The sequence below is a fragment of the Erwinia oleae genome, from assembly GCF_000770305.1.
In the GTDB taxonomy this organism is placed as follows: domain Bacteria; phylum Pseudomonadota; class Gammaproteobacteria; order Enterobacterales; family Enterobacteriaceae; genus Erwinia; species Erwinia oleae.
This window is the reverse complement of record NZ_JNVB01000013.1, coordinates 51,520-73,347: the sequence shown is the minus strand read 5'-3', so window position 1 is coordinate 73,347 and position 21,828 is coordinate 51,520. Positions and strand designations below refer to the sequence as shown.

The window sequence follows — 21,828 nt, the reverse complement described above, 5'->3', positions numbered from 1 at the left end:
TGGCGGGCAAAGGTAACGCTTTCGTCAATCATTCGGCTGATAAAGGCTTTCTCGCCGCCTTCGCACCACAGTTCGTTCTGCTGCCCGCCAAAATTCAGCGGTGAATTTTTTTCCAGCCCCAGGTTGCGCACTTTCCGCTGGCTGCCCTGGCGGGCCTCGCTGGCTGAAGCATGGAACGGCGGGTTGCAGATTGCCGCATGATACTGTTCGTTTTTATGAATGATGCCGCTGAAAATTGCCTGAGGATCTTTCTGCCGACGCAGTCGCACGCCGCGATTGATCCCCGGATTGGCAGCAACGATGGCATTTGCCGCGCGCATCGCCTCTTCATTGACTTCGCTGCCGGTGAAACGCCAGCCGTATTCACGAAAGCCGATCAGAGGGTAGATACAGTTAGCGCCGCAGCCAATGTCCAGCACGGTGAGATCGCGCGGTATAACGGCATGATGATCCTCAGCCAGCAAATCAGCCAGGTGGTGGATATAGTCTGCCCGACCAGGGATGGGCGGGCAGAGAAAACCTTCCGGGATTGACCAGTGAGCAATCTGATAAAAATGGTGCAGCAGGGCCTGATTAAGCGTTTTAACCGCTGCCGGATTAGCAAAATCAACCGTTTCATCGCCATACTGATTGACCGCCACGAAGGACGCCAGCGGCGGATGACTGGCAATCAGTGCGGGAAAATCATAGCGTCCGCGATGGCGGTTACGGGGATGGAATGGCGTTCTTTCGGCAATTTTTTTCATGGCAATTCTCTTATCTGAAGGCGCGTAAGATACCTGCTGCGGCCAGGATCGTAAACAATTGCGCCTTTTTTCCTGCCAATGAAGCGCTATGATGAAGTTATTATTTGCTACTCAAGGAATTCCGATGTCGCGTTCCCGCCATTCTTATCAGCCTCGTCACGGGCACAATCTTCCTCACGATCCGCTGAACGCTATTATTGCGCCGCGCCCGATTGGCTGGATCAGTTCACAGAGCGCACGCGGCGAACGCAATCTTGCGCCCTACAGTTTTTTTAACTGTTTTAACTATCAGCCGCCAATTATTGGCTTTTCCAGCCAGGGCTGGAAGGACAGCGTGGCGAACATCGCTGAAACCGGCGAGTTTGTCTGGAATCTGACCACACGCGATTTGGCGGTGGCAATGAATGAAAGTTCGGCTTCTGTTGCACAGGGTGAAGACGAATTCGCTCTCGCCGGGCTGACGGCTTTGCCCGCAACGCAGGTATCGGTGAGTATGGTGGCGGAAAGCCCGGTTAATTTTGAATGTAAGCTCACGCAGATTATCCAGCTTCAGGATGCCAACGGGGAAAAGCTCGATCAGTGGCTGGTGCTGGGCGAGGCGGTGGTTATTCACATTGACAGCGAGCTTCTTGAGGACGGGATTTACCAGACCGCGAAGGCGAACCCGGTTCTGCGTGCCGGCGGGCCCAGCGCCTACTATACGATCGGCGACGATCGGCGCTTTGACCTTGTACGGCCCGATGCGCGCAGCAAGATTTAAACGCGAAACGCGCGCCGGCGAAGGGCGTCATTAAGGTTCAGACGCCGGGACGCCTTCCCCACAGGCTTCACTGCCGCATTCTGCTGAAGCCTTCATACCGCCCACAAGCCATTGTGCTGCTTTTGAGACTAAAGCAAAACCTGTCCCGCCTTTATCAGCGCCGCCGCTTTCGCTATCTCCGGAGCGAGCCAGCGGTCTTCCGTCCAGTTGGCTATACTTTCCCGCAGCAGCGCCCAGGCCTGTGACGTTCCCTCGCCCTTCGCGGCCTCGTGAAAATCCAGCGCCTGCGCGGCCAGCAGATATTCAATAGCGAGGATCTGACTGACGTTTTCGGCAAGCGTTAACAGCTTTAATGCGGCGCTGGTTCCCATACTCAAATGATCTTCCTGCAAGCCAGAGGTCACAAAGTTATCTACCACCGCAGGCTGAGCAAGACGTCGGTTTTCACCACACAGTGAGGCGGCGACATACTGCGCAATCATCATGCCTGAATTGACGCCAGGCTGCGACACCAGAAACGGCGGCAGCGCGCTGACCAGCGGATTGATCAGTCGGTCAAGACGGCGCTCTGCCACGCTGCCGATCTCCGCCAGCGCCAGCGCCAGCAAATCAGCCGCCATCGCAACCGATTCGCCATGCGGATTGGCCTGAGACACCACCCGCCAGCGTTCTGACGTTCCCAGGATCAGCGGATTATCCGTTGCCGCGTTCAGTTCCGTTTCAATCTGCCGTGCGGCATGATCAAACTGGTCGCGGCAGGCGCCGTGAATTTGTGGTATCGAACGCAGACTCAGGGCGTCCTGGGTACGAATGCCCCGGCTGCCCGCCAGAATCTCGCTGCCATCCAGCAACGCCCTGAGCCGTTCGCCCACCGCCTGCACGTTGGCGCTGCCCTTCAGCGCAAGGATCTCCGCATCAAACGCATCGGTCTGCCCGCGCAGCGCTTCAAAACTCATGGCGCCGGTAACGTCGGCCCACGCCAGCAGCCTGGCAGCCTCGTCCAGCGCCAGGCAGGCCAGTCCGGTCATACAGGGCGTTCCGTTCACCAGGCTCAGACCATCCTTTGCGCCCAGCGGACAAGGCGCAAGATCTTCCGCCGCCAGCGCTTCAGCCGCAGGCATTACTTTGCCGCGATAGTGAACGTCACCGATCCCAATCAGCGCCAGGCCAATATGCGCCATATGGGTAAGATAACCGACCGACCCCTGCGAAGGCACCTGCGGCGTAATGCCGCTGTTCAGCAGCGACAGCAGCCCCTGTACCACCGTCGGCGACACGCCGGAATGGCCGTGACTATAGTTGGCAACCGCCGCACAGATAACCGCCCGCACCTGCGTCTCGCTCAGCAGTGGCCCGACGCCACAGGCGTGGCTCAACAGCGTGTTGCGGGAAAGCTGGCCGAGCTGCGCCTCATCCAGCGTAATGTTGCAGAGCGCGCCCAGGCCGGTATTAATGCCATAGGCGATCTGCCCGTCGGCGACGATACGGGTGACGATCTCGCGCGCGTTGCCGATCCGCTGCCAGGCCCCGCTGCTTAACGCAAGCACCGCGCGATCTTTTGCCACGCTCACTACTTCCTGCCAGCGAAGAGGCGACTCTCCCCAAACGATTTTTTCCATTGCGACCTCAACCTGCCCGGTGGCTGGAGATAAACTGCTGAAAACGCGGCGAACTCTCCTCGCCGAACATCGCCTCTGGCGCGCCCTGACAATCAATCATTCCCTGATGCATAAACACCACGCGGTTCGATACCGTGCGTGCAAAACCCATCTCATGCGTGACCACCAGCATTGTGCGCCCCTCTTCCGCCAGGCTGCGCATCACTTTTAACACGTCGCCCACCAGCTCCGGGTCAAGGGCAGAGGTCGGCTCATCAAACAGCATCACCTCCGGCTCCATCGCCAGCGCCCGCGCGATAGCCACGCGCTGCTGCTGTCCGCCCGAGAGCTGCGACGGATAAAAGTCTTTCCGATTTAACAGGCCAACACGGTTCAGGATCGCCTCCGCCTGTTCGATGCACGCCTGACGATCGCGCTTCAGCACGTAGCGCGGCCCCTCAATAACGTTTTGCAGCACCGTCATGTGCGACCACAAATTAAAGCTCTGAAATACCATGCCCAGCCGTGAACGCAGCATCTCCACCTGCTTATGGTTGGCGGCCAGACGATGCCCGCGCGCATGATGCTTCATTTCGATGGTTTCGCCCGCCACGCTGACCACGCCGGAATCGGGCGTCTCCAGCAGATTGATGCAGCGCAGAAAGGTGCTTTTCCCGGAACCGCTGGCGCCAAGAATCGAGATCACATCGCCTTTGTGCGCATCCAGCGAAATGCCTTTCAGCACCTCCAGCGAACCAAAAGATTTATGAATGTCGCGCATTGAGAGCGAAATGGGAGCGAGATTAGTCATGTTTCTCTCCGGCGAGGGCAGACGGTCGATCCGCAGCGGGTGGCCGCGGGCGCGGTGACAGACCGCGCTCAATCCACGCGTAAATCTGCACAATAATAAAATTCAGGATCAGGTAGATAAGCGCTGCACAGATGAACACTTCCATGGTGCGATAGGTGCGCTGAATAATCTGCTGCGCCACACCGGTCACGTCCCAGACGGTGACCAGGCTGGCCAGCGCGGTGGACTTCACCAGCAGAATGGCCTCGGTTGAGTAAGCGGGCTGCGCGTAACGCAGCATTACCGGCGCAATAATCCGACGCAGCAGCAGCCAGCGCGACATGCCGCAGGCCAGCCCGGCTTCAATTTGCCCGTTCGGTATCGCCAGCAGGCCGCCGCGAAAAATTTCAGCAGTATAAGAGGCGGTACAGAGCGCCAGCGCCGCCACCGCGCAGAAGAACGGTTCACGCAGCACTGGCCAGACAAAACTGTGGCGGATCACCTCGAACTGACCGAGGCCGTAATAGATTAGAAAAAGCTGAATAAGCAGCGGCGAGCCGCGGAAAACCAGAATGTAAGCACGGGCGAAGCCGCTCAGCAGCGGGTTACGGCTCATCCGCATCGCGAGGATCGCCAGCGCAAGAAGGCCGCCGAGCACAAACGAGGCGAAAAACAGTCCCAGCGTCACCGGCAGCGCAGCGGAGAGCTTCAGAAGCGTATCGCTGAGGAAAGCAAAATCGATCATCGTGCGCTCCGTTAGTGTTGCACCGCGGTGCGGCTTTGATGGGCCTGACCCAGACGCGTCTCCGCCCGCTTAAAGGCGGCATTGGAGAGCGCGGTCAGTAGCAGATAACAGGCGCCGCCAATCAGATAAAAGGTGAAGTACTGCCGCGTTGAACCCGCCGCCACCTGGCTGGCGCGCATCAGTTCGACAATACCGGTCACGGAGATCAGCGCCGAATCCTTCAGGCTCATCTGCCAGACGTTGGACATGCCCGGCAGCGAATAGCGCAGCACCTGAGGCAGCATAATGCGTTGCAGAATGCGCCATTTCGGCATGCCGATGGCCTGCGCCGCTTCGATTTCCCCCTGGCTCAGCGCCAGCCGACCGGCGCGAAAGACTTCTGCCTGATACGAACCGGAAATCAACCCAATCGCCAGCGCACCAATCAGAAACGGCGGCACTTCGATAAAGCCATCGGCGCCGAACAGCTGCCCTACTTCAGAAATCAACCCCGAACCGCCGAAATAGAACAGATAGATAATCAACAGCTCAGGGATACCACGAAAAATCACCGAGTAGCCGTCGCCCAGCCAGCGGATCGGACGCCGTGGCGACAGCTTGCCCGCCGCGACCACGCTGCCCACCAGCGCACCGACCGCCATCGCCGCCAGCGAGAGCAGCAGCGTGGTCAGCGTCGCGCTCAGAATGAGACTTCCCCAACCGTTTTCACCAAATCCCGGAATGGTCATGATCACCTCCTCCACTCAGGGCGTTACGTTGGTTTTAAACCACTTCTCACTGAGTTTTTTGACCGTGCCGTCAGCCAGTGCCGCTTTGATCGCCTCATCGAGTTTTGCCTTCAGCTCGCCGTCGGTTTTGCGAATGCCCAGCGCCTCGCCCTCGCCCCAGATCGGGCCGCCAAGCTGTGGGCCCGCCAGCTGCAAATCTTTATTTTCCGGCTTGCTGAGAATGGAGTTAGCAAAAGTTACGTCGTCGAACACCGCATCAATTCGCTCGGCCTGAAGATCGAGCATGGCATCCGCCGAGGCGTTATATTCGCGTACGGTCGCCACGCCTTTAAAATAGTTATCGATAAACGGCGTATAAACGGTGCCGGAGGCGATGCCGATGGTTTTGCCCTTCAGCGCCGCTTTCAGGCCGGCAACGGCAGGCTCAATCTCTTTCGGATCGTCATTCAGCTTAATGATTTTTTCCGGGCCGCCTGCTTTCGGCAGCAGATCGCCTTTCAGCGTAATGAAGCTGGCGGGCGTTGAGGCATAAGGAACGGTAAAATCGATGACTTTGCGGCGATCCGGCGTAATAACAATCGCATCCATGATCACGTCATATTTACCCGCCTGCATACCGGCAATCATGCCGTCCCAGTTCTGAACCACCAGCTTGCATTCAATTTTCATTCGCTGGCACAGATTGGTCATCAATTCAGGCTCAAAACCACTCAACTTGCCGCCCGGCAGCGTCAGATTCCATGGCTCATAGCTGCCTTCGGTGGCAATGGTGATGGTTTTCCACTCTTTGGCCTGAAGCGGTAGCGAAGCCAGTAATGCAGAGGCAACAAAGACGTTAATCAGTACGCAACGGAATAGAGGACGTTTCATCGGGCGCTCCTGGTAATGGACTGGCCGGCTGGCCGAAAAGTTATGCCATCGTGACGCATTATGGCGTAAAAACCTCAGGTGTTATGTCATGTATATACAACCAATCATCTGACAATTCTTGTAGCGAAAGAGAAAAGTGTGACTCAGTCTATGTTAATGGAATGTAGCCACGGTTGTTATGTCTTGTACATACAACCACAGCAAGAGTTGTGCCAGGATGCGCAGTAACGGATAATCGCTGCGTGCGTCAGCACCGCGCTGGCGGGATGCACCAGTAAAGTGCGCAGCGCACTCTCAACGTGCACCACAATTGGATAAAGGAGTAACAATGAAACGCATTGCTATCGATATGGATGAAGTGATAGCCGATTTCCATCCTAAAATGCTGAGCGCCGTTAACGCGCACTTCTCACTAACGCTCACGCATGATGAGCTCAATCTGTTCAGACTTCGCCATGAAAAACCCGACATGTTGGCAGAAATTATGCGCCTTGCCGGTCATCCGGAATTTTTTGCGGATCTGGCGGTGATCGCGGACAGCCAGCGCGTCATTGGTGAATTGAGTAAACAGTATGAGGTGTTTATCACCACCGCCGCGATGGAGGTGCCCACCTCTTTTAACGCGAAATTTCGCTGGCTGAACGCACATTTCCCGCTGATCAAACCCAGCAATATTGTGTTTTGCGGTAACAAAAGCATCATCAATGCTGACTACATGATTGACGATAATGCCCACAATTTTGTCGATTTTTGCGGCGAGGGCCTGCTTTATACCGCGCCGCATAACCTGCACGTTACCGGCTACCGGCGGGTCAAAAACTGGCAGGAGATAGAAACGCTGCTGCTGTAGCAGGCTTATCGTCTGAGCAGCGCGGCAATGATGTCTTTCAGCAGCGGCTGGAGCGAAGCCGCTCTGTCACCGCGCCAGCCATAAGGCGGCGCCTCATCCATATAGTTGCACTGCGCCAGCTCCAGCTGCACAGCATACTGGCTCTCCTGCGGTCTGCCGTACGCGCGCGTGATGTAGCCGCCCTTGAAGCGGCCGTTCAGCACCCAGTTAAACGCCTTCTGTGCCTGGCAAACCTGCATCAGCCCCTGCGTTATCAGCTCGTCGCAGCTTGCGCCGTCGTTGGTGCCCAGGTTGAGATCGGGCAGTTTGCCGTCGAACAGGCGCGGAATAACCGACGCAATAGAGTGGGCGTCAAACAGCAGCGCGTAGCCAAACTGCTGCTTCATTCGCGCCAGTTCCTGCGCGATCTTTTGATGATAAGGCGTCCAGATTGTTTCAAGGTAGCGCTGGCGCGCCGCAGCGTCGGGCGTCATACCGGGTGTAAACACAGGCGTGCCGTCGAACAGCGTTTCAGGGTACAGACCGGTGGTGGCAGTGGTATAGAGCGCGGCGTTATCGGGCGGACGATTAAGATCGATAACAAAACGCGAATAGTTGCCCACCAGTATATTTGCGCCCATTTCGCCAACAAAATCATAGAGCTGTGGAATATGCCAGTCGGTGTCCGGCAGCGCTTTCGCCGCATCGCTCAGCCCCTGTTCCACCTCGGGCGTCAGCGCGGTTCCGGCGTGAGGAATACTGACCAGCAGCGGCAGCGTGCCAGCGGTAAAGCTATAGGGTTTCATCGAATCGCCTCTCCTCTGAAAATAACCTGACACGGCAGTTCGCCGCCCAGCCAGTAAACCAGTTCTGCCGGACGCGTCAGCGGCCAGTGAACAAAATCGGCCACCTTGCCCGCTTCCAGTGAACCGTGCGTATCGGCCAGCCCCAGCGCCCGTGCGCCGTGCAGCGTCACGCCAGCCAGCGCCTCTTCCGGCGTCATGCCGAACAGCGTGCAGCCCATATTCAGCATCAGACGCAGAGAGAGCGCGGGCGAGGTGCCCGGATTGGCGTCGCTGGCCAGCGCCATCGGCACGCCATACTGGCGAAACAGCGCCACCGGCGGCACCTGCTTTTCTCGCAGCAGGTAAAACGCGCCGGGCAGCAGCACCGCCACGGTGCCGCTTGCGGCCATCGCCGCCACGTCATGTTCGGTAGCGTACTCCAGATGGTCGGCGGACAGCGCGCCGTAACGCGCGGCCAGCGCGCTGCCACCCAGCGAAGAGAGCTGTTCCGCATGCAGCTTCACCGGCAGGCCAAGCCGCTGCGCCGCATCAAACACCCGCGCAACCTGCTCAGGCGAAAACGCCAGGTGCTCGCAAAAAGCGTCCACCGCATCGGCCAGCCCCTCGTCGGCCACCTGCGGCAGCAGCACGTTGCAGATAAGATCGATCCAGCCGTCCGGATTATCGCCAAACTCGGGCGGCGTGGCGTGGGCCGCCAGACAGGTGGACTGGATCTGCGCCGGGGTCTGCTGCGCCAGTTGTCGGATGGCGCGCAGCATGCGCAGCTCGCTGTCGTGCGTCAGGCCGTAGCCGGACTTGATTTCAAGCGTCGTCACGCCCTCCGCCAGCAACCGTTGCAGCCGCCACGCGGCGCTGCTCACCAGTTCCGCTTCCGAAGCGGCCCGCGTGGCGCGTACCGTCGAGAGAATGCCGCCGCCCTGTGCGGCGATGTCGCTGTAGCTGACGCCGTTGAGCCGCTGCTCAAATTCATGACTGCGATCGCCGCCGAACACCAGATGCGTGTGGCAATCCACCAGGCCAGGGGTGACGATGCCGCCGCCGAAATCAATACGCCGTGCGGCATTCATCTCCCGCGCATCACGCAGCGGGCCAACCCAGATGATATTGCCGTCACGCACCGCAATCGCGCCGTCTTCGATGATGTTGTACCGGCCGTTTTGCATCGTGATCACGTCCGCACCGTGCCACAGGCTGTCGCAGCGATGTTGTTCGCTCATCTTCTCTCCCGGCTTTACTGTTGATTCATAAGTATGTATATGTATATACAATTACATTGTCCGGGACGCAACCTATGGCTCGCTATTTTGCACCACGCGCCATGCTCGAAGACGGCTGGCAGCACGATGTTCTTATTGAGGTTAATGACGCGGGCGCGATTGAGGCGCTGACGCCAGATGCCTCTGCCGACGGCGCAGAGCGGCTGACGGGCGCGGTGGTGCCCGCAATGGTTAATTTACACTCACACGCCTTCCAGCGGGCGATGGCCGGGCTGGCAGAGGTGGCAGGCGATCCGCAGGACAGCTTCTGGACATGGCGCGAGTTAATGTATCGCATGGTGCAGCGTCTCTCTCCCCAGCAGGTAGGCGCCATCGCCGCGCAGCTTTATGTCGATATGCTGAAAGGCGGCTACAGCCAGGTGGCGGAATTTCACTATCTGCACCACGATCCTGACGGGCAGCCCTATCAGGATGACGATATGCTGCGCCAGCTGATCGCCGCTGCCGAACGGGCCGGGATCGGCCAGACGCTGCTGCCGGTGCTCTACAGCTACGCCGGTTTCGGCGCGCAGCCGCCGCAGCCGGGACAAAAACGCTTTATTCAAAGCAGCGAGCAGTATCTGCAACAGCAGCAGCGGCTCAACGCGTTAATTGCCGATAAACCGCTGCACAATCAGGGGCTTTGCTTCCACTCGCTGCGCGCGGTCAGCGAAGCACAAATGCATGACGTGCTCGCCGCCAGCGACAGCGCCCTGCCTGTCCACCTCCACATTGCCGAGCAGGAAAAAGAGGTCAGTGACTGCCTGGACTGGAGCGGCGAACGCCCGGTGAACTGGCTGTTTAAGCGCTTTGACGTTAATGCCCGCTGGTGCCTGATCCACGCCACGCATCTGGACGAGCATGAAATCTCACAACTGGCGGCAAGCCAGGCGGTGGCGGGACTTTGCCCCACCACCGAGGCCAACCTGGGCGACGGCATTTTCCCTGCTTCGGCTTATATCGCACAGGGCGGCCGCTGGGGCATCGGCTCAGACAGCCACGTTTCGCTGGATGTGGTGGAGGAGCTGCGGCTGCTGGAATATGGACAGCGCCTGCGCGACCGTCGCCGCAACCGTATCGTCACCGCCCGACAAAACGCCGTGGGCGATGTGCTTTATCAACAGGCGCTGGCAGGCGGCGCGCAGGCCTGCGGCGTACAGACGAGCTGCCTCAAAACCGGCTGGCGTGCTGACTGGCTGGTGCTGGCGGACGATGCGCTGCTGGGCAGCACGGAAGACAGCGCGCTGCTCAACCGCTGGCTGTTTGCCGGGCATCGCGGGCAGATTCAGGATGTCTGGGTGGCGGGCCGGCCGGTTATCCGTGGCGGAAAACATGCAGAAGAAGCACAAATTGCTGCGGCCTTCCGTTCCGCGCTGGAGGCGCTGAAATGATGCATTTTTTCAGCCGCGATACGCTGCCGATCAGCCGCTGGCGCAACGGCGGCGGCGAAACGCGCGAGGTGGTGAGTTTTCCACCGGGCATCGCCGATTTTAGCTGGCGCATCAGCATCGCCACCCTCGCCGCCGACGGCCCTTTCTCGCTTTTTCCGGGAATCGACCGCGTCATTACTCTGCTGGAGGGGGATGGCGTTTCGCTCTACACGAATGACGAAGAAAAACAGCGATTAGTCAGACATCGACCGTTTGCTTTTGCGGGCGAGGAAGCGATTTTCTGTCGTCTGACGGGCAGCATCAGCAGCGATTTCAACGTGATGACGCGTCGCGCTACGCACTGCGCGAGCGTTGCCGTCCACAATGATACCTTTGCACCCGTACCTGAAAGCGCAGGTGTGGTTTACGTTCTGTCGGGAGAATGGAGCCTGGGCGAACGGCGGCTCACGCCAGATCGGGGCGCCTGGTGGGATGCCGGAGATGGCGCTTTACTGCGCCGCGAATCAGTATCAGCTTCACTTCTTGCCGTCACGCTTGCCCGGCGTCAGGCAGAAAAATAGTGCCTTTCCGCAGCGAGGAGAGCGCATTACGCCTCTCTCCTCATGCATTAAGAATGCATAACCTCTTCTAAAATTAGCATTTCCTTCCCGATCCCCCTTCTGCTGATAATCGCACTATCTTTCCTTGTTGCAGGATGAGTCAGCCATGAGATTGCCTACGTTTCTTAACTCAGTGCGTCATCAGGCCGAAACGGAGCAGTCCGCCCCCACGGAAACAACGCCATTACCGCCGGGAAACGTAAAAACGCTGTCGACAGAGGCGGAGCAAAAGCTGCGCGCGCGGAATGAATACCCGACGTCGTCCTCACACAAACCCCCTCAGCAGAAGCAAGGCAAACGCAACGCGCTAAAAGGCGGGCTGTCCGCACGTCCGTTCACCGTGTCCGCTGGCCTTACCGGCACCGAACGTACGGTGGATCGCGCGCTACGCGATGCCGCACCCGAGCAGAACATCATTGAGGAGGAGGACGCCGATCATCCCCTGCTCCAGCGCAGCAAGCAGCTTCTGCGCGTTGCCCGATCCAGCGTGCAGACGCTGGAAGAAAATAAAACGTCGCTCTGGCAACGCCCTGCGCCGGATAAACATCGTCAGCGTCTGGTGCGGCTTTTCCCCTTCATGAAGCCGCAGGCGCTGCGTGACGTGGCCGCTATCCACGGAGGGAAAAGTTCAGGCGAAGAAAAAATCGATGCGCCCGTACCGCGTGAAGAGATTGCCCGTACGGTGCAGCATCTTCAGGAGACGCTGGCGGAACAGCGCCTTAAGCTGGAAACGGCCACAGAAGTGCTGGAGAGGCAGTATCAGGCGCGCGCCGCCGCCCGCCCGCAATCGGGTAACGCTCACGCCGCGCAGTTGCAGGAGCAGATAAGACTGGCGGAGGCGCAGGTTCAGCATCATCAGGACGTACTGTTGAAAAGCCTGGAAGATCCCACCGTGCTGGCGCTCAGTCGCCTGAGCGATTTTGCCGATAACGCCGATCTGCAAAGCGATTTTGCCGCAAAGCGGCTGCGGGAGCTGGCTGACGCAGCCGCCGATATCCGAACACAGAGCCACACGTCACTGACAGCGACCGACCTGAAACTGGCGGCAAATACAGCGAAAATAAAGCAGTTAATGATCCTCGCCAACAGTATGGAGGCAGCTTATCGCCAGTTGCATAATGCGCTGGTCTCGCTTGAAAAACTGAACGAGCAGAATCCGCCGCCGGAGGATGAGCTTGTTTGTCGCCATCTACTGTTGAAACAGGCGGCTGAAAGCCTGCTGTTGGATAATATGCATCAGTTGGAAAGTCTTGAAATCGACAGCACCTCGGCCGGGTCCTCAATAAAAAAAGCGCTGGAATTACTCAATAAAGAGCAGGGAGAGCTGATGCAGCAGCGCACCAGTGCCAGCCGGGTGTGGATTAACGCCAGCAAAACCGAAGGCGTGCTGGCGGGAAAAACGCCTGCGCCGCCAGCGGCATCCCCCGCATCACAGCCTGATAAAACGGCGCTAAGCGGCATCAGGCAGGAAATTCAGGCTTCCTTCAACGACGTTGTTAAACCGTTGCAGGACGCGGAACTCTCCGGGCAACTCGATAAGTTAACCCGCCGCCTGAATGAGGACGCCAGCCTGACCAAACAACCTTCCTGGCTGATTGCGAATATTGTGAAAAGCACCCTCGGCGCCGTGTGCGCTGACAAACCCGATCGAGCGGGAAAGGTTTTGCAACAGCTTTCAACCCACACCGCGCAGCACTGGACGACGCTGGCTGCTCCTCATGATGAAACAACTCGCGATCTGATCCATTTTTGTCACCGCCTGAGCGAACTTCCGCGCGGCGCGGATCTTCTCCAGCTTCTCTCCGCCAGTGGCGATCAACCGCCCGATGGCGAGGTGTCAAAAGCCTTACGCACTTTCTGGAATGCGGATGCTGTACAACAGGCAGAGAAAGATCCTGCCGTGAAAGCCTGGTTGCAGGGCGCGCAAAAGGTGGCGCAGAGCAAGCTTGCAAAGGATGGCGCCGCCTTTGACGATGTGGCTCACGCGGCTTATAACGCGGTAAGGAACGGCTATTTCAGCAACGCGCCCGGCTCGGCGTACGATCAGGATAACAAACGTCTTCTTAAAGCCACCAACGAATGGGTATTTCGCGCGATGGCGCGTCCTCCCGCAGGGCAAACGGCTGAGTTACGTCCGATTCCTAACGTCAGAAAAAATCCTTTCAACGCCAAAACGCGCGAGCGCGCGATGGATATCACTGACGGTATGAATATGTCCTCGCTGCGTAGCAAAGGCGAAACGCTGATTGACGGTCAGCTTGCACGCATAAAAAATCTGACAGAACGCTGTCGTGCTGAAGCGGGTGATGACGCCAGCGCGCAGGCACTGGCCGAACACGCGGAACATTTCACCCAACTCCTGCTGAAATGGCGTGATAAAGGGCAGCATCTGTCGCAGCAGCCTCTCACCGGCAGGCACATGGCCGATCTGCGGAGCATGCAGACGAATAACGGGAACAGGCTGACCGCGCGGTTTTCCCGTGCCGATCTGCCTGATGCCCTCTCTTCACTGTTTACGCAGCATCTCAGCGTCTATGAGGCGCTCAATCAGCTCGGCGAGCACCTGAACAACGCGCTGCCCGCAGAGAAGCGTGAAACGCCTGCCGCCCCGTCGGCGGAAGAACAGGATGCGCTTCGCCTGCTAAAAACGCGGCACTTCACTAACAAAGAAGACGTTCTGACCTTTTTCAAACCGCTGATTGAAGGCAGTCGGCTGCGCGATCGCGTGAAGCTTGGCGAAGGCGGCACGCTGGGAGGCGGTCTGCCGACGCTGCCGCTTAACGCGCTGTTCCCTGTTGTACCCACCTTCTCTTTCGAACTTTCCCGCAGCGATGAAGCTTACGTGCAGTTGTTTATGCCCATTCTGGGGATGGAGATGTCGTTTGGTAAAACCACAGCCAAAGCGGGCGAAGCCAGCGTTGGATTGACCGCTGGCGGCAGCGTCGCTCCCCATGTTTCGCTTTTGGGCGGCGTAAAAGGCACATTGCGCAAGCAGGAAGCGGATTCGGATGCCACGCTGATCCGTTTTTTTCGACGTCGTTTTCATGATGATGAGATGCGGCAAAAAATGTATACCGCGCTGGAAAGCATGGTGCGCTGGGACAGCCTGCCGTCAAACCAGGGCCCGGCATTCAGCGGGCCGCTGGAGGCGATTCTGGCGCGCAGTGACGATGTATCACTGAGCCACGTCAGCAGCAGCAGCCAGACGACCGCCTTCCGTGGGGCGGTATTTGGTCGGCTTCCTTTCGCCAGCCTGGCGACATCGGCAACGACCGGCGCGTGGATAAATAACGAAATGTCCCTGAGCGCACAGCACGAGCGCAATAGCGATACGCGCCAGGAAGCGCAGGGAACCGTGCGGATCAATGGTTATCAGGCGGATACGACAACGCAAACCACCCGACTGGACGGCACGGTAAGCGCCTCACCGCTATCAAACCAGCCGGAAACGCTGGGTAACGCAACGACAGGACGCTTCTCTGCGCCCTTTCAGGCAGGCGTGGGACGCGATCTCAGCTGGCATCAGGAGCGTAACGAGTTGTCGCTTTACACCATTGAAGACAAACAGGACGCCGATCTCGATCGCCACTACAGCACCGTAGCCGATATGCAAAAAGAGATATCGGTGAATCGTGACGCCTGGCTGATGCGCTGTATTGAAACCCTCGAACTGGATGCGGAAAAGCGCGATACGCCTGAGCTTCGCGAACAGGCCGCAGGTTTGCTGGATGACTTCGAGCAGCAGCTAACGCAGCTGTCGCAACAGACCCGTTACGCTCTCTTCAACGTTAACTATTCATTGAAAGGCGAAACCGGCGCGGAAATTGACGGCTACCGCTCACTGGCGCATCTGTCCCGCCAGCGGGGAGATGAAGCGAAGGCGAAGGAAATGGACGGCGCCGTTGATAAACTTTTGCAGACCCGCGAAAGCTGGCGCCCTTTGATGCTCATCGTTAGCGAACGCGCTAAAGACTCCTCTCGTCTGGGCCTGCGCTCTGCCCTGCGCATACAGCGCAACCGCAATAATGACGGCCTGAGAACCGCCATGCAGTTCCCGCCGCCCTGACAACGGACTAACCATGTCCCTTGAATTTACCGAGCAGCTTGTAACGCGATCCGGGATAGAGCAGCCGCGCCCAGGTCACAATCTTTGCTTCGCTCCAGGTCTGGCGGCGAATAAGCAGGCACGGCTCGTTGGCTTCAATGGAGAGATGCGCGCACTGGTGCCTGTCGGGCAGCACCGCTTCAACGATGTGCTCGCCTGCGGTAAGCGGCGCGACCCGCATCAGATAGGTGTAAGGCGTCTGCGTCTGATAATCCTGTTGCAGATAGTCGGGCGCCACCAGCGGGTTAACCAGACGATCTTCCAGCTGTACCGGCAGATCGTTTTCGTAATGCACCATCAGCGAATGAAAAACAGAATGACCGGTGGTCAGGCCCAGCACGCCTGCCTGCTCCGGGTCGGCTTTGATTTCGCGCAGGGTGATGACTTTACAACTGTGCGTATGGCCGCGCTGCGCGATCTCTTCGGCAATATTGTGTACCTCCAGCATCGCGGTATAGCCTTTGGACTCGGCGACAAAGGTGCCGACGCCCTGCATACGCAGCAGATAGCCTTCGCTGGTCAGTTCACGCAGGGCGCGGTTGATGGTCATCCGGCTGACGCCCAGTTCGTTGACCAGTTCGCTTTCTGAGGGCACGCGCTGGTTAGGTTTCCAGGTTCCATCGGTAATCTGGCTGATAATCGCCTGCTTCACACGCTGATAAATCGGCGCGGGCAGATCGCTCATTGCGGCAGAAAGTTGCGAGATTGCACTCTGCTCGACCATAAAAACGTCCTCATCAGAATAATGTGTTCAGTTTACTGAGCGGACCGGTGGATGTATAGACGTGTTCTGTTGCACCCCTGCCGCGCAGTCTGCGCCACGACGGTGCATTTTTGCATGCTGTAGTGCCGCATACCGGGAATTTTTATGCGTCTGCGCCACGGCAAAAGGCGCTACCGCCACGTCTGACGGAAAAGAAGTTTTGTGATCGACCTGGCACAAGCATTGCTAATTGTATAGACAAGATTATACACATCTGCTTCACTTTATTTTATTCATGAGCAACGATCATCATAAGCTGCCTGGATTAACTTGCAGGGATGACAGCAATCTAACTTGTCTATACAGGAGTATACTATGCCGACAGATTCACAGTGCTGCACGCTGACGCCGGGAGAGGTGACGTTAGCCACACTGAAACGCATCTATCACGGTAACGTCCGTCTGACGCTGGACGAGGGCGCGCGCAGCGCCGTAGAGCAGGCGCAGGCGACGGTTGCCCGCATCGTTCAGGCAGGAACGGTTACCTACGGCATCAATACCGGCTTTGGCAAGCTGGCGCAAACCACTATTCCCGCGCCGCGACTGGCTGAACTACAGCGTAACCTGGTGCTTTCGCACAGCGTGGGTATTGGCGATCTGCTGCCCGATAACGTGGTGCGCGTCATTATGGCCACCAAGGTGATCAGCCTGGCGCGCGGCCACTCCGGCGTGCGGATGGCGCTGATTGACGGCCTGCTCGCCCTGTTCAACGCGGGCGTAATGCCCTGCATCCCTGAGAAAGGTTCCGTTGGCGCATCGGGTGACCTGGCGCCGCTGGCCCATCTTTCGCTGATGCTGCTGGGCGAAGGCGAGGTACGGGTCAATGGCGAGCGGATTGCCGCCGTTGACGGCCTGCGCCTGGCCGGTTTACAGCCCTTTGAACTCGGGCCGAAAGAGGGGCTGGCGCTGCTGAACGGCACGCAGGTTTCCACCGCGCTGGCGCTGCGCGGTCTTTTTGAAGGCGAGAAGGTGTTTGCCGCTGGCCTGCTGGCGGGCGCGCTGTCGCTGGAGGCGATCAAAGGCTCCATCAAACCTTACGACGCTCGCATCCATAAGGCGCGAGGCCAGACAGGACAGATTGCCGTGGCCGCAGCCGTTTCCGCCCTGCTGCAAGGAAGCGAGATTCTGGATTCTCACGCCGATTGCGGCCGCGTGCAGGATCCCTACTCGATCCGCTGCGTGCCGCAGGTGATGGGCGCGTGTCTGGACAACCTCAACCATGCCGCGCGCGTGCTGCAAATCGAGGCCAACGCGGCGTCGGATAATCCGCTGGTGTTCAGCGACAGCGGCGATGTCATCTCCGGCGGCAACTTCCATGCCGAGCCTGTCGCCTTTGCCGCAGACATTATCGCGCTGGCAGTGGCGGAGATCGGCGCCATTTCTGAACGGCGCCTGGCGCTGCTGCTCGATACCGGGCTTTCCGGCCTGCCGCCGTTCCTGGTGAAGGAAGGCGGCATCAACTCTGGCTTTATGATTGCCCAGGTGACCGCAGCGGCGCTGGCCTCCGAAAACAAATCGCTGGCGCATCCGGGCAGCGTCGACAGCCTGCCGACCTCTGCGAATCAGGAAGATCACGTTTCCATGGCTACCTATAGCGCGCGTCGGCTGGGTGAGATGTGTTTCAACACCGCCGCCGTTGTGGGTATTGAAGCGATGGCCGCCGCGCAGGGCATTGAGTTCCTCCGTCCGTTACAAAGCTCTGCGCTGATGGAAAGCGAGTTCGCCGCACTGCGTCAGCGCGTGGCTTTTCTGGATAAAGACCGTCTTCTTGCGCCAGATATTGAGCAGATGCGGTTGTGGGCGCTGCGCGAAAGCTGGCCTGCGCCGCTTGCCGACCTTCTTCCTGGTAACGCAGGGTAACTTCTTCGACCGATAAAGGATCACACCATGAGCAACACGATAAAAAGCGCCGTCGCGCGTGAAATCCGCGCGCCGCACGGTACGACGCTGAGCTGCGCTAACTGGCTGATTGAAGCTGCGTTCCGCATGATCCAGAACAATCTCGATCCTGACGTGGCAGAACGCCCGGAAGATCTGGTGGTGTATGGCGGCATTGGTAAAGCCGCACGAAACTGGGAATGCTTTGAGCAGATCCTGCGCTCGTTGAAGGCGCTCCAGCCGGAAGAGACGCTGTTGGTGCAGTCGGGTAAACCGGTTGGCGTGTTTCGCACTCATGCCGATGCGCCGCGCGTGCTGATCGCCAACTCCAACCTGGTGCCGCACTGGGCCAACTGGGATCATTTCCACGAGCTGGATAAAGCCGGACTGATGATGTACGGCCAGATGACCGCCGGTTCCTGGATCTATATCGGCGCGCAGGGCATCGTGCAGGGCACCTTTGAAACCTTCGTCGAAGCAGGACGGCAGCACTACAATAACGATCTTAGCGGCAGGTGGATACTCACTGCGGGCCTTGGCGGCATGGGCGGCGCACAGCCGTTGGCGGGCGTGCTGGCAGGCGCGTCGGTGCTGGCGATTGAGTGTCAGGAATCGCGCATTGATTTTCGTCTGCGTACCCGCTATCTCGATTTCAAGGCGTTTACCATTGATGAAGCACTGGAAAAAATCGACCAGGCGAATAAAGAGAAACGCGCCATTTCCGTTGGCCTGTTAGGCAATGCGGCGGAGATCCTCCCGGCGCTGGTGAAGCGCGCGCAGGCAGGCGGCATGAGACCGGATATCGTTACCGATCAGACCTCGGCGCACGATCCGATCAATGGCTATCTGCCCGCCGGATGGAGCCTGGAGCGCTGGTTCGGGGAACGCAAAACGCAGCCGAAAGCGGTCGCAACCGCCGCGCGCGCCTCCATGGCGGTGCACGTGCAGGCGATGCTCGACTTCTGCCATATGGGCATTCCGACCGTGGATTACGGCAACAACATTCGCCAGGTGGCGCTCGAAGAGGGCGTGAAAAATGCGTTCGACTTCCCTGGTTTCGTGCCGGCCTATATCCGACCGCTGTTCTGTGAAGGTAAAGGGCCGTTCCGCTGGGTAGCGCTCTCCGGCGACCCGGAAGACATATTCAAAACCGACGCCAAACTGAAAGAGCTGTTCCCTGAGCATAAAAATCTGCATCGCTGGCTGGATATGGCGCAGGAGCGTATCGCGTTTCAGGGGTTACCGGCGCGCATTTGCTGGCTGGGGCTGGGCGAGCGTCACCTCGCCGGGCTGGCATTCAATGAAATGGTGCGCAACGGCGAGCTGAAAGCGCCGGTGGTGATTGGACGCGACCATCTGGACTGCGGTTCGGTGGCCTCGCCAAACCGTGAAACCGAAGCAATGAAGGATGGATCGGACGCGGTGTCTGACTGGCCGCTACTGAACGCCCTGCTCAATACCGCAGGCGGCGCGACCTGGGTCAGTCTGCATCACGGCGGCGGCGTTGGGATGGGCTTCTCGCAGCACGCGGGCGTGGTGATTGTCTGTGACGGCACCCCAGAAGCCGATAAACGTCTGGGCCGCGTGTTGTGGAACGACCCGGCAACCGGCGTGATGCGCCATGCCGATGCGGGCTATGAACTGGCGCAGTCATGCGCTGCGACGCATGAACTCAATTTACCGATGCTGAAATAGTGCCTGCTGGCCGGGCGCCCTGCCCGGCCATTTCCCGCGTTCTTACACGCCGCAAAGCGCTTTACTCCGCCATTTATGCTACCTTAAATCAGCCGGATAGCAGATCCTGTAAGGAGAGGAAGAGATGGCGATCCCCGATTTACTGATTGAAGAAGCCATTTCCTGGCGCAGAGAACTTCACGCGCAGCCTGAACTGGGCTATCAGGAAGTTAACACCTCTCAATGGGTGGCAGAAAAGCTGCGTGGTTTTGGGCTACAGACGCACACTGGCCTGGCGGGAACGGGCGTGGTGGCCACGCTGGAAAACGGCCCCGGCCCCGCTATCGGCTTTCGCGCCGATATGGACGCGCTGCCCATCACCGAACTGAGCAGCGTGCCGTGGCGCTCCACGCGCCCGGGCGTCATGCACGCCTGCGGCCACGACGGCCATACAGCGATGCTGCTGGCGGCAGCAAAACATCTCAGCGCCACGCGCCGCTTCAGCGGTACGCTGCACTTCGTCTTCCAGCCCGCCGAAGAGAACCTGGGCGGCGCGCGTAAAATGGTGGCCGATGGCCTGTTCGGGCGCTTTCCGATGTCGGCAATTTACGGTCTGCATAACTGGCCCGGACTGCCGGTTGGGCATCTGGCCGTCAACAGCGGCGCGATGATGGCCTCGCTGGACGCGTTTGAAATTACGCTCAGCGGCAGAAGCTGCCACGCGGCGATGCCGGAAAACGGCGACGATCCGGTGGTGGCGGCCGCGCAGCTGATCCTTGCGCTGCAAACCATTCCTGCCCGGCGTCTGTCACCGCTGGCTTCGGCGGTGGTAAGCGTGACGCAGATCAACGGCGGCGAAGCGATTAACGTGATCCCGGAAAAGGTGGTGCTGCGCGGCACCGTGCGCTGCCTGCAAAGCGATATAAGAGAAAAGGTGCGCGGGCTGATTGCAGAGTTTGTCTCCGCTTCGCCGCCGGGTATTACGGGCCAGCTTGTCTGGCTGACCGACTATCCGGTAACCCATAACAACGCCGTTGAGGCGCGTAAAGTTCGTGACTGCGCGCTGGCGCTGCTGCCAGAACATCAGGTGCACTGGCAGGTCAATCCGTCAATGGCTTCGGAAGATTTTGCCTGCATGCTGGAAGCGTGCCCCGGCGCCTACTTCTGGATTGGCGCCGACGGCAGCACGCCGTCGCGCCCGCTGCACAATGCGCATTACGACTTCAACGATGAGATCGTGGCGCACGGCGTGGCGGTGTGGAGCACGCTGGCGGAACAGTTGCTGCCCGTGACGCGCTAACGATCAGTATCCGGCGCGGGCGATCTGCGCCAGCGCGCTTTCCATATCTGCGGCCCGGCCCGTTGCGATCAGACAACAGGCGCTTTGCAGGCGGAGAGCGTGTGGCACCGGCACTTCCCGGTTCAGGCAGCGCGTTGTCCAGTCGGCGGTGGTGTCGGCGTCCTTCGCTGCGGGCAGCGCATCATGCGCCAGCGCGCGCTCTTCCTGGCGCGCCAACAATACCTGCGGCTCTTCTCCACCGGCAATCAGGCTGATGGCGGGACAGCGCTGCGGACTGGCATAAACTTCGCCTTCGGTGCCGTTCAGCAGCAGCGCGCGGCCGCCGATGGCGTGAAAAAATTTCCCCACGCGCGGCAGATACTCTGGGTGCGAAACGCTGGAAAGGCGTAGCGCCGCCGCCTCGTCAAAGGGCGTCGCCAGCTTGGCAAGCGTATGGGCGCTGTTGCGCACGCCGAGCGTCCAGCGCAGTGAAAGCTGTTTTTCCAGCGGCGGACAGAGCGTGGCGACCGGCATAAACACCATTTCACCGCGATCAAGCTGCGCCTGAGCCTGCGGCGCATCGTGCACGACCGCTGTGCCCAACGCCTGAAAGATGGCTTCGCTGGTGACGCGTGTGGGATCGTCGCTGACGCCGTGCACCAGCACCGGAAAATCCATTTTTGCCAGCAGCAGTGCCAGCAGCGGCGTCAGGTTGGCCTGCCTGCGCGCGCCGTTATAGCTGGGAATAACGATCGGCATTGGCCGGTTGGCGGGCGGCGTCAGTCGGATCGTCTGCGCCTGCATCGCAGCATAGAAGCCCGGCATCTCCTCCTCGCCTTCGCCTTTAATGCGCAGCGCAATCAGTATCGCGCCCAGCTCCAGCGGGGGCACCTCATCGGCCAGCATCTGTCGGTAAAGCTCACGGGCGGTGGCGTAATCAATGTCGCGGGCGTGATTTTTTCCGCGGCCAATCTCTTTAATGATTTTTCTGTAATCCATTATTCTGCTCAT

The 21,828-nt window shown here is 59.1% G+C and carries 18 protein-coding genes; 8 read left to right on the top strand and 10 right to left on the bottom strand.

Annotated features, from left to right (window positions below):
* Positions 1-746, bottom strand: a 746-nt coding sequence (rlmF, locus tag GS12_RS06340; protein WP_034944986.1) for a 23S rRNA (adenine(1618)-N(6))-methyltransferase RlmF, incomplete at its 3' end; no start/stop codon positions are given.
* Positions 747-870: 124 nt separating this feature from the next.
* Here rlmF and GS12_RS06335 point away from each other — a divergent pair.
* On the top strand, positions 871-1,506 hold the full coding sequence (locus GS12_RS06335; protein WP_034944984.1) for a flavin reductase family protein: 636 nt from the start codon (positions 871-873) through the stop codon (positions 1,504-1,506).
* 128 nt (positions 1,507-1,634) lie between these two features.
* On the opposite strand, the gene GS12_RS06330 is transcribed toward GS12_RS06335, so the two are convergent.
* Genes GS12_RS06330 through GS12_RS06310 form a run of 5 tightly spaced genes read right to left on the bottom strand, consistent with a single transcriptional unit; the run spans position 1,635 to position 6,237 of the window.
* The gene (locus GS12_RS06330) at positions 1,635-3,125 is read right to left on the bottom strand and encodes an HAL/PAL/TAL family ammonia-lyase (RefSeq protein ID WP_034944981.1); all 1,491 of its coding nucleotides are present in this window, start codon (positions 3,123-3,125) and stop codon (positions 1,635-1,637) included.
* A gap of 7 nt (positions 3,126-3,132) precedes the next feature.
* Positions 3,133-3,915, bottom strand: a complete 783-nt coding sequence (locus GS12_RS06325) for an ABC transporter ATP-binding protein (RefSeq protein ID WP_034944978.1) — start codon at positions 3,913-3,915, stop codon at positions 3,133-3,135.
* Positions 3,908-4,639 (bottom strand): ABC transporter permease, encoded by a 732-nt coding sequence (locus tag GS12_RS06320; protein WP_034944975.1) that lies wholly within the window; start codon positions 4,637-4,639, stop codon positions 3,908-3,910. The genes GS12_RS06325 and GS12_RS06320 overlap by 8 nt, the downstream gene beginning before the upstream one ends.
* Positions 4,640-4,650: 11 nt before the next feature.
* Entirely contained in the window at positions 4,651-5,367 is a 717-nt protein-coding gene (locus GS12_RS06315) for an ABC transporter permease (protein ID WP_084089583.1), read from the bottom strand.
* Between the two features lie 15 nt (positions 5,368-5,382).
* Positions 5,383-6,237 carry a transporter substrate-binding domain-containing protein gene (locus GS12_RS06310; RefSeq protein WP_034944972.1) on the bottom strand — a complete coding sequence of 285 codons (855 nt, stop codon included), beginning with the start codon at positions 6,235-6,237 and terminating at the stop codon, positions 5,383-5,385.
* A 328-nt stretch (positions 6,238-6,565) separates the two neighbouring features.
* On the opposite strand from GS12_RS06310, the gene GS12_RS06305 reads away from it, so the two are divergent.
* Positions 6,566-7,087 (top strand): 5' nucleotidase, NT5C type, encoded by a 522-nt coding sequence (locus tag GS12_RS06305; protein ID WP_034944969.1) that lies wholly within the window; start codon positions 6,566-6,568, stop codon positions 7,085-7,087.
* A 5-nt stretch (positions 7,088-7,092) separates the two neighbouring features.
* Here GS12_RS06305 and hutG read toward each other — a convergent pair whose 3' ends face one another.
* Complete coding sequence (hutG, locus tag GS12_RS06300) at positions 7,093-7,872, bottom strand: N-formylglutamate deformylase (RefSeq protein WP_034944967.1); 780 nt, start codon at positions 7,870-7,872, stop codon at positions 7,093-7,095.
* Positions 7,869-9,089: an imidazolonepropionase gene (gene hutI / locus GS12_RS06295; protein WP_034944964.1), complete on the bottom strand. Its 1,221-nt coding sequence runs from the start codon at positions 9,087-9,089 to the stop codon at positions 7,869-7,871. The genes hutG and hutI overlap by 4 nt, the downstream gene beginning before the upstream one ends.
* 74 nt (positions 9,090-9,163) lie before the next feature.
* Here hutI and GS12_RS06290 point away from each other — a divergent pair, with 74 nt between their 5' ends.
* From GS12_RS06290 to GS12_RS06280, 3 genes are all read left to right on the top strand, one after another.
* The gene (locus tag GS12_RS06290) at positions 9,164-10,519 is read left to right on the top strand and encodes a formimidoylglutamate deiminase (protein ID WP_034944962.1); all 1,356 of its coding nucleotides are present in this window, start codon (positions 9,164-9,166) and stop codon (positions 10,517-10,519) included.
* The gene (locus GS12_RS06285; protein WP_034944958.1) at positions 10,516-11,079 is read left to right on the top strand and encodes a HutD/Ves family protein; all 564 of its coding nucleotides are present in this window, start codon (positions 10,516-10,518) and stop codon (positions 11,077-11,079) included. The genes GS12_RS06290 and GS12_RS06285 overlap by 4 nt, the downstream gene beginning before the upstream one ends.
* 145 nt (positions 11,080-11,224) lie before the next feature.
* Positions 11,225-15,184, top strand: a complete 3,960-nt coding sequence (locus tag GS12_RS06280; protein ID WP_034944955.1) for a hypothetical protein — start codon at positions 11,225-11,227, stop codon at positions 15,182-15,184.
* 7 nt (positions 15,185-15,191) lie between these two features.
* On the opposite strand, the gene hutC is transcribed toward GS12_RS06280, so the two are convergent.
* On the bottom strand, positions 15,192-15,947 hold the full coding sequence (gene hutC / locus GS12_RS06275; RefSeq protein ID WP_034944953.1) for a histidine utilization repressor: 756 nt from the start codon (positions 15,945-15,947) through the stop codon (positions 15,192-15,194).
* A 354-nt stretch (positions 15,948-16,301) separates the two neighbouring features.
* On the opposite strand from hutC, the gene hutH reads away from it, so the two are divergent.
* From hutH to GS12_RS06260, 3 genes are all read left to right on the top strand, one after another.
* Entirely contained in the window at positions 16,302-17,846 is a 1,545-nt protein-coding gene (hutH, locus tag GS12_RS06270) for a histidine ammonia-lyase (protein WP_034944950.1), read from the top strand.
* Between the two features lie 27 nt (positions 17,847-17,873).
* Positions 17,874-19,559, top strand: a complete 1,686-nt coding sequence (hutU, locus tag GS12_RS06265; RefSeq protein ID WP_034944947.1) for a urocanate hydratase — start codon at positions 17,874-17,876, stop codon at positions 19,557-19,559.
* 124 nt (positions 19,560-19,683) lie between these two features.
* The gene (locus GS12_RS06260; protein ID WP_034944945.1) at positions 19,684-20,838 is read left to right on the top strand and encodes a M20 aminoacylase family protein; all 1,155 of its coding nucleotides are present in this window, start codon (positions 19,684-19,686) and stop codon (positions 20,836-20,838) included.
* Positions 20,839-20,841: 3 nt separating this feature from the next.
* Here GS12_RS06260 and ybiB read toward each other — a convergent pair whose 3' ends face one another.
* Positions 20,842-21,816, bottom strand: a complete 975-nt coding sequence (gene ybiB / locus GS12_RS06255) for a DNA-binding protein YbiB (protein WP_034944944.1) — start codon at positions 21,814-21,816, stop codon at positions 20,842-20,844.
* Between the last annotated feature and the right edge of the window lie 12 nt (positions 21,817-21,828).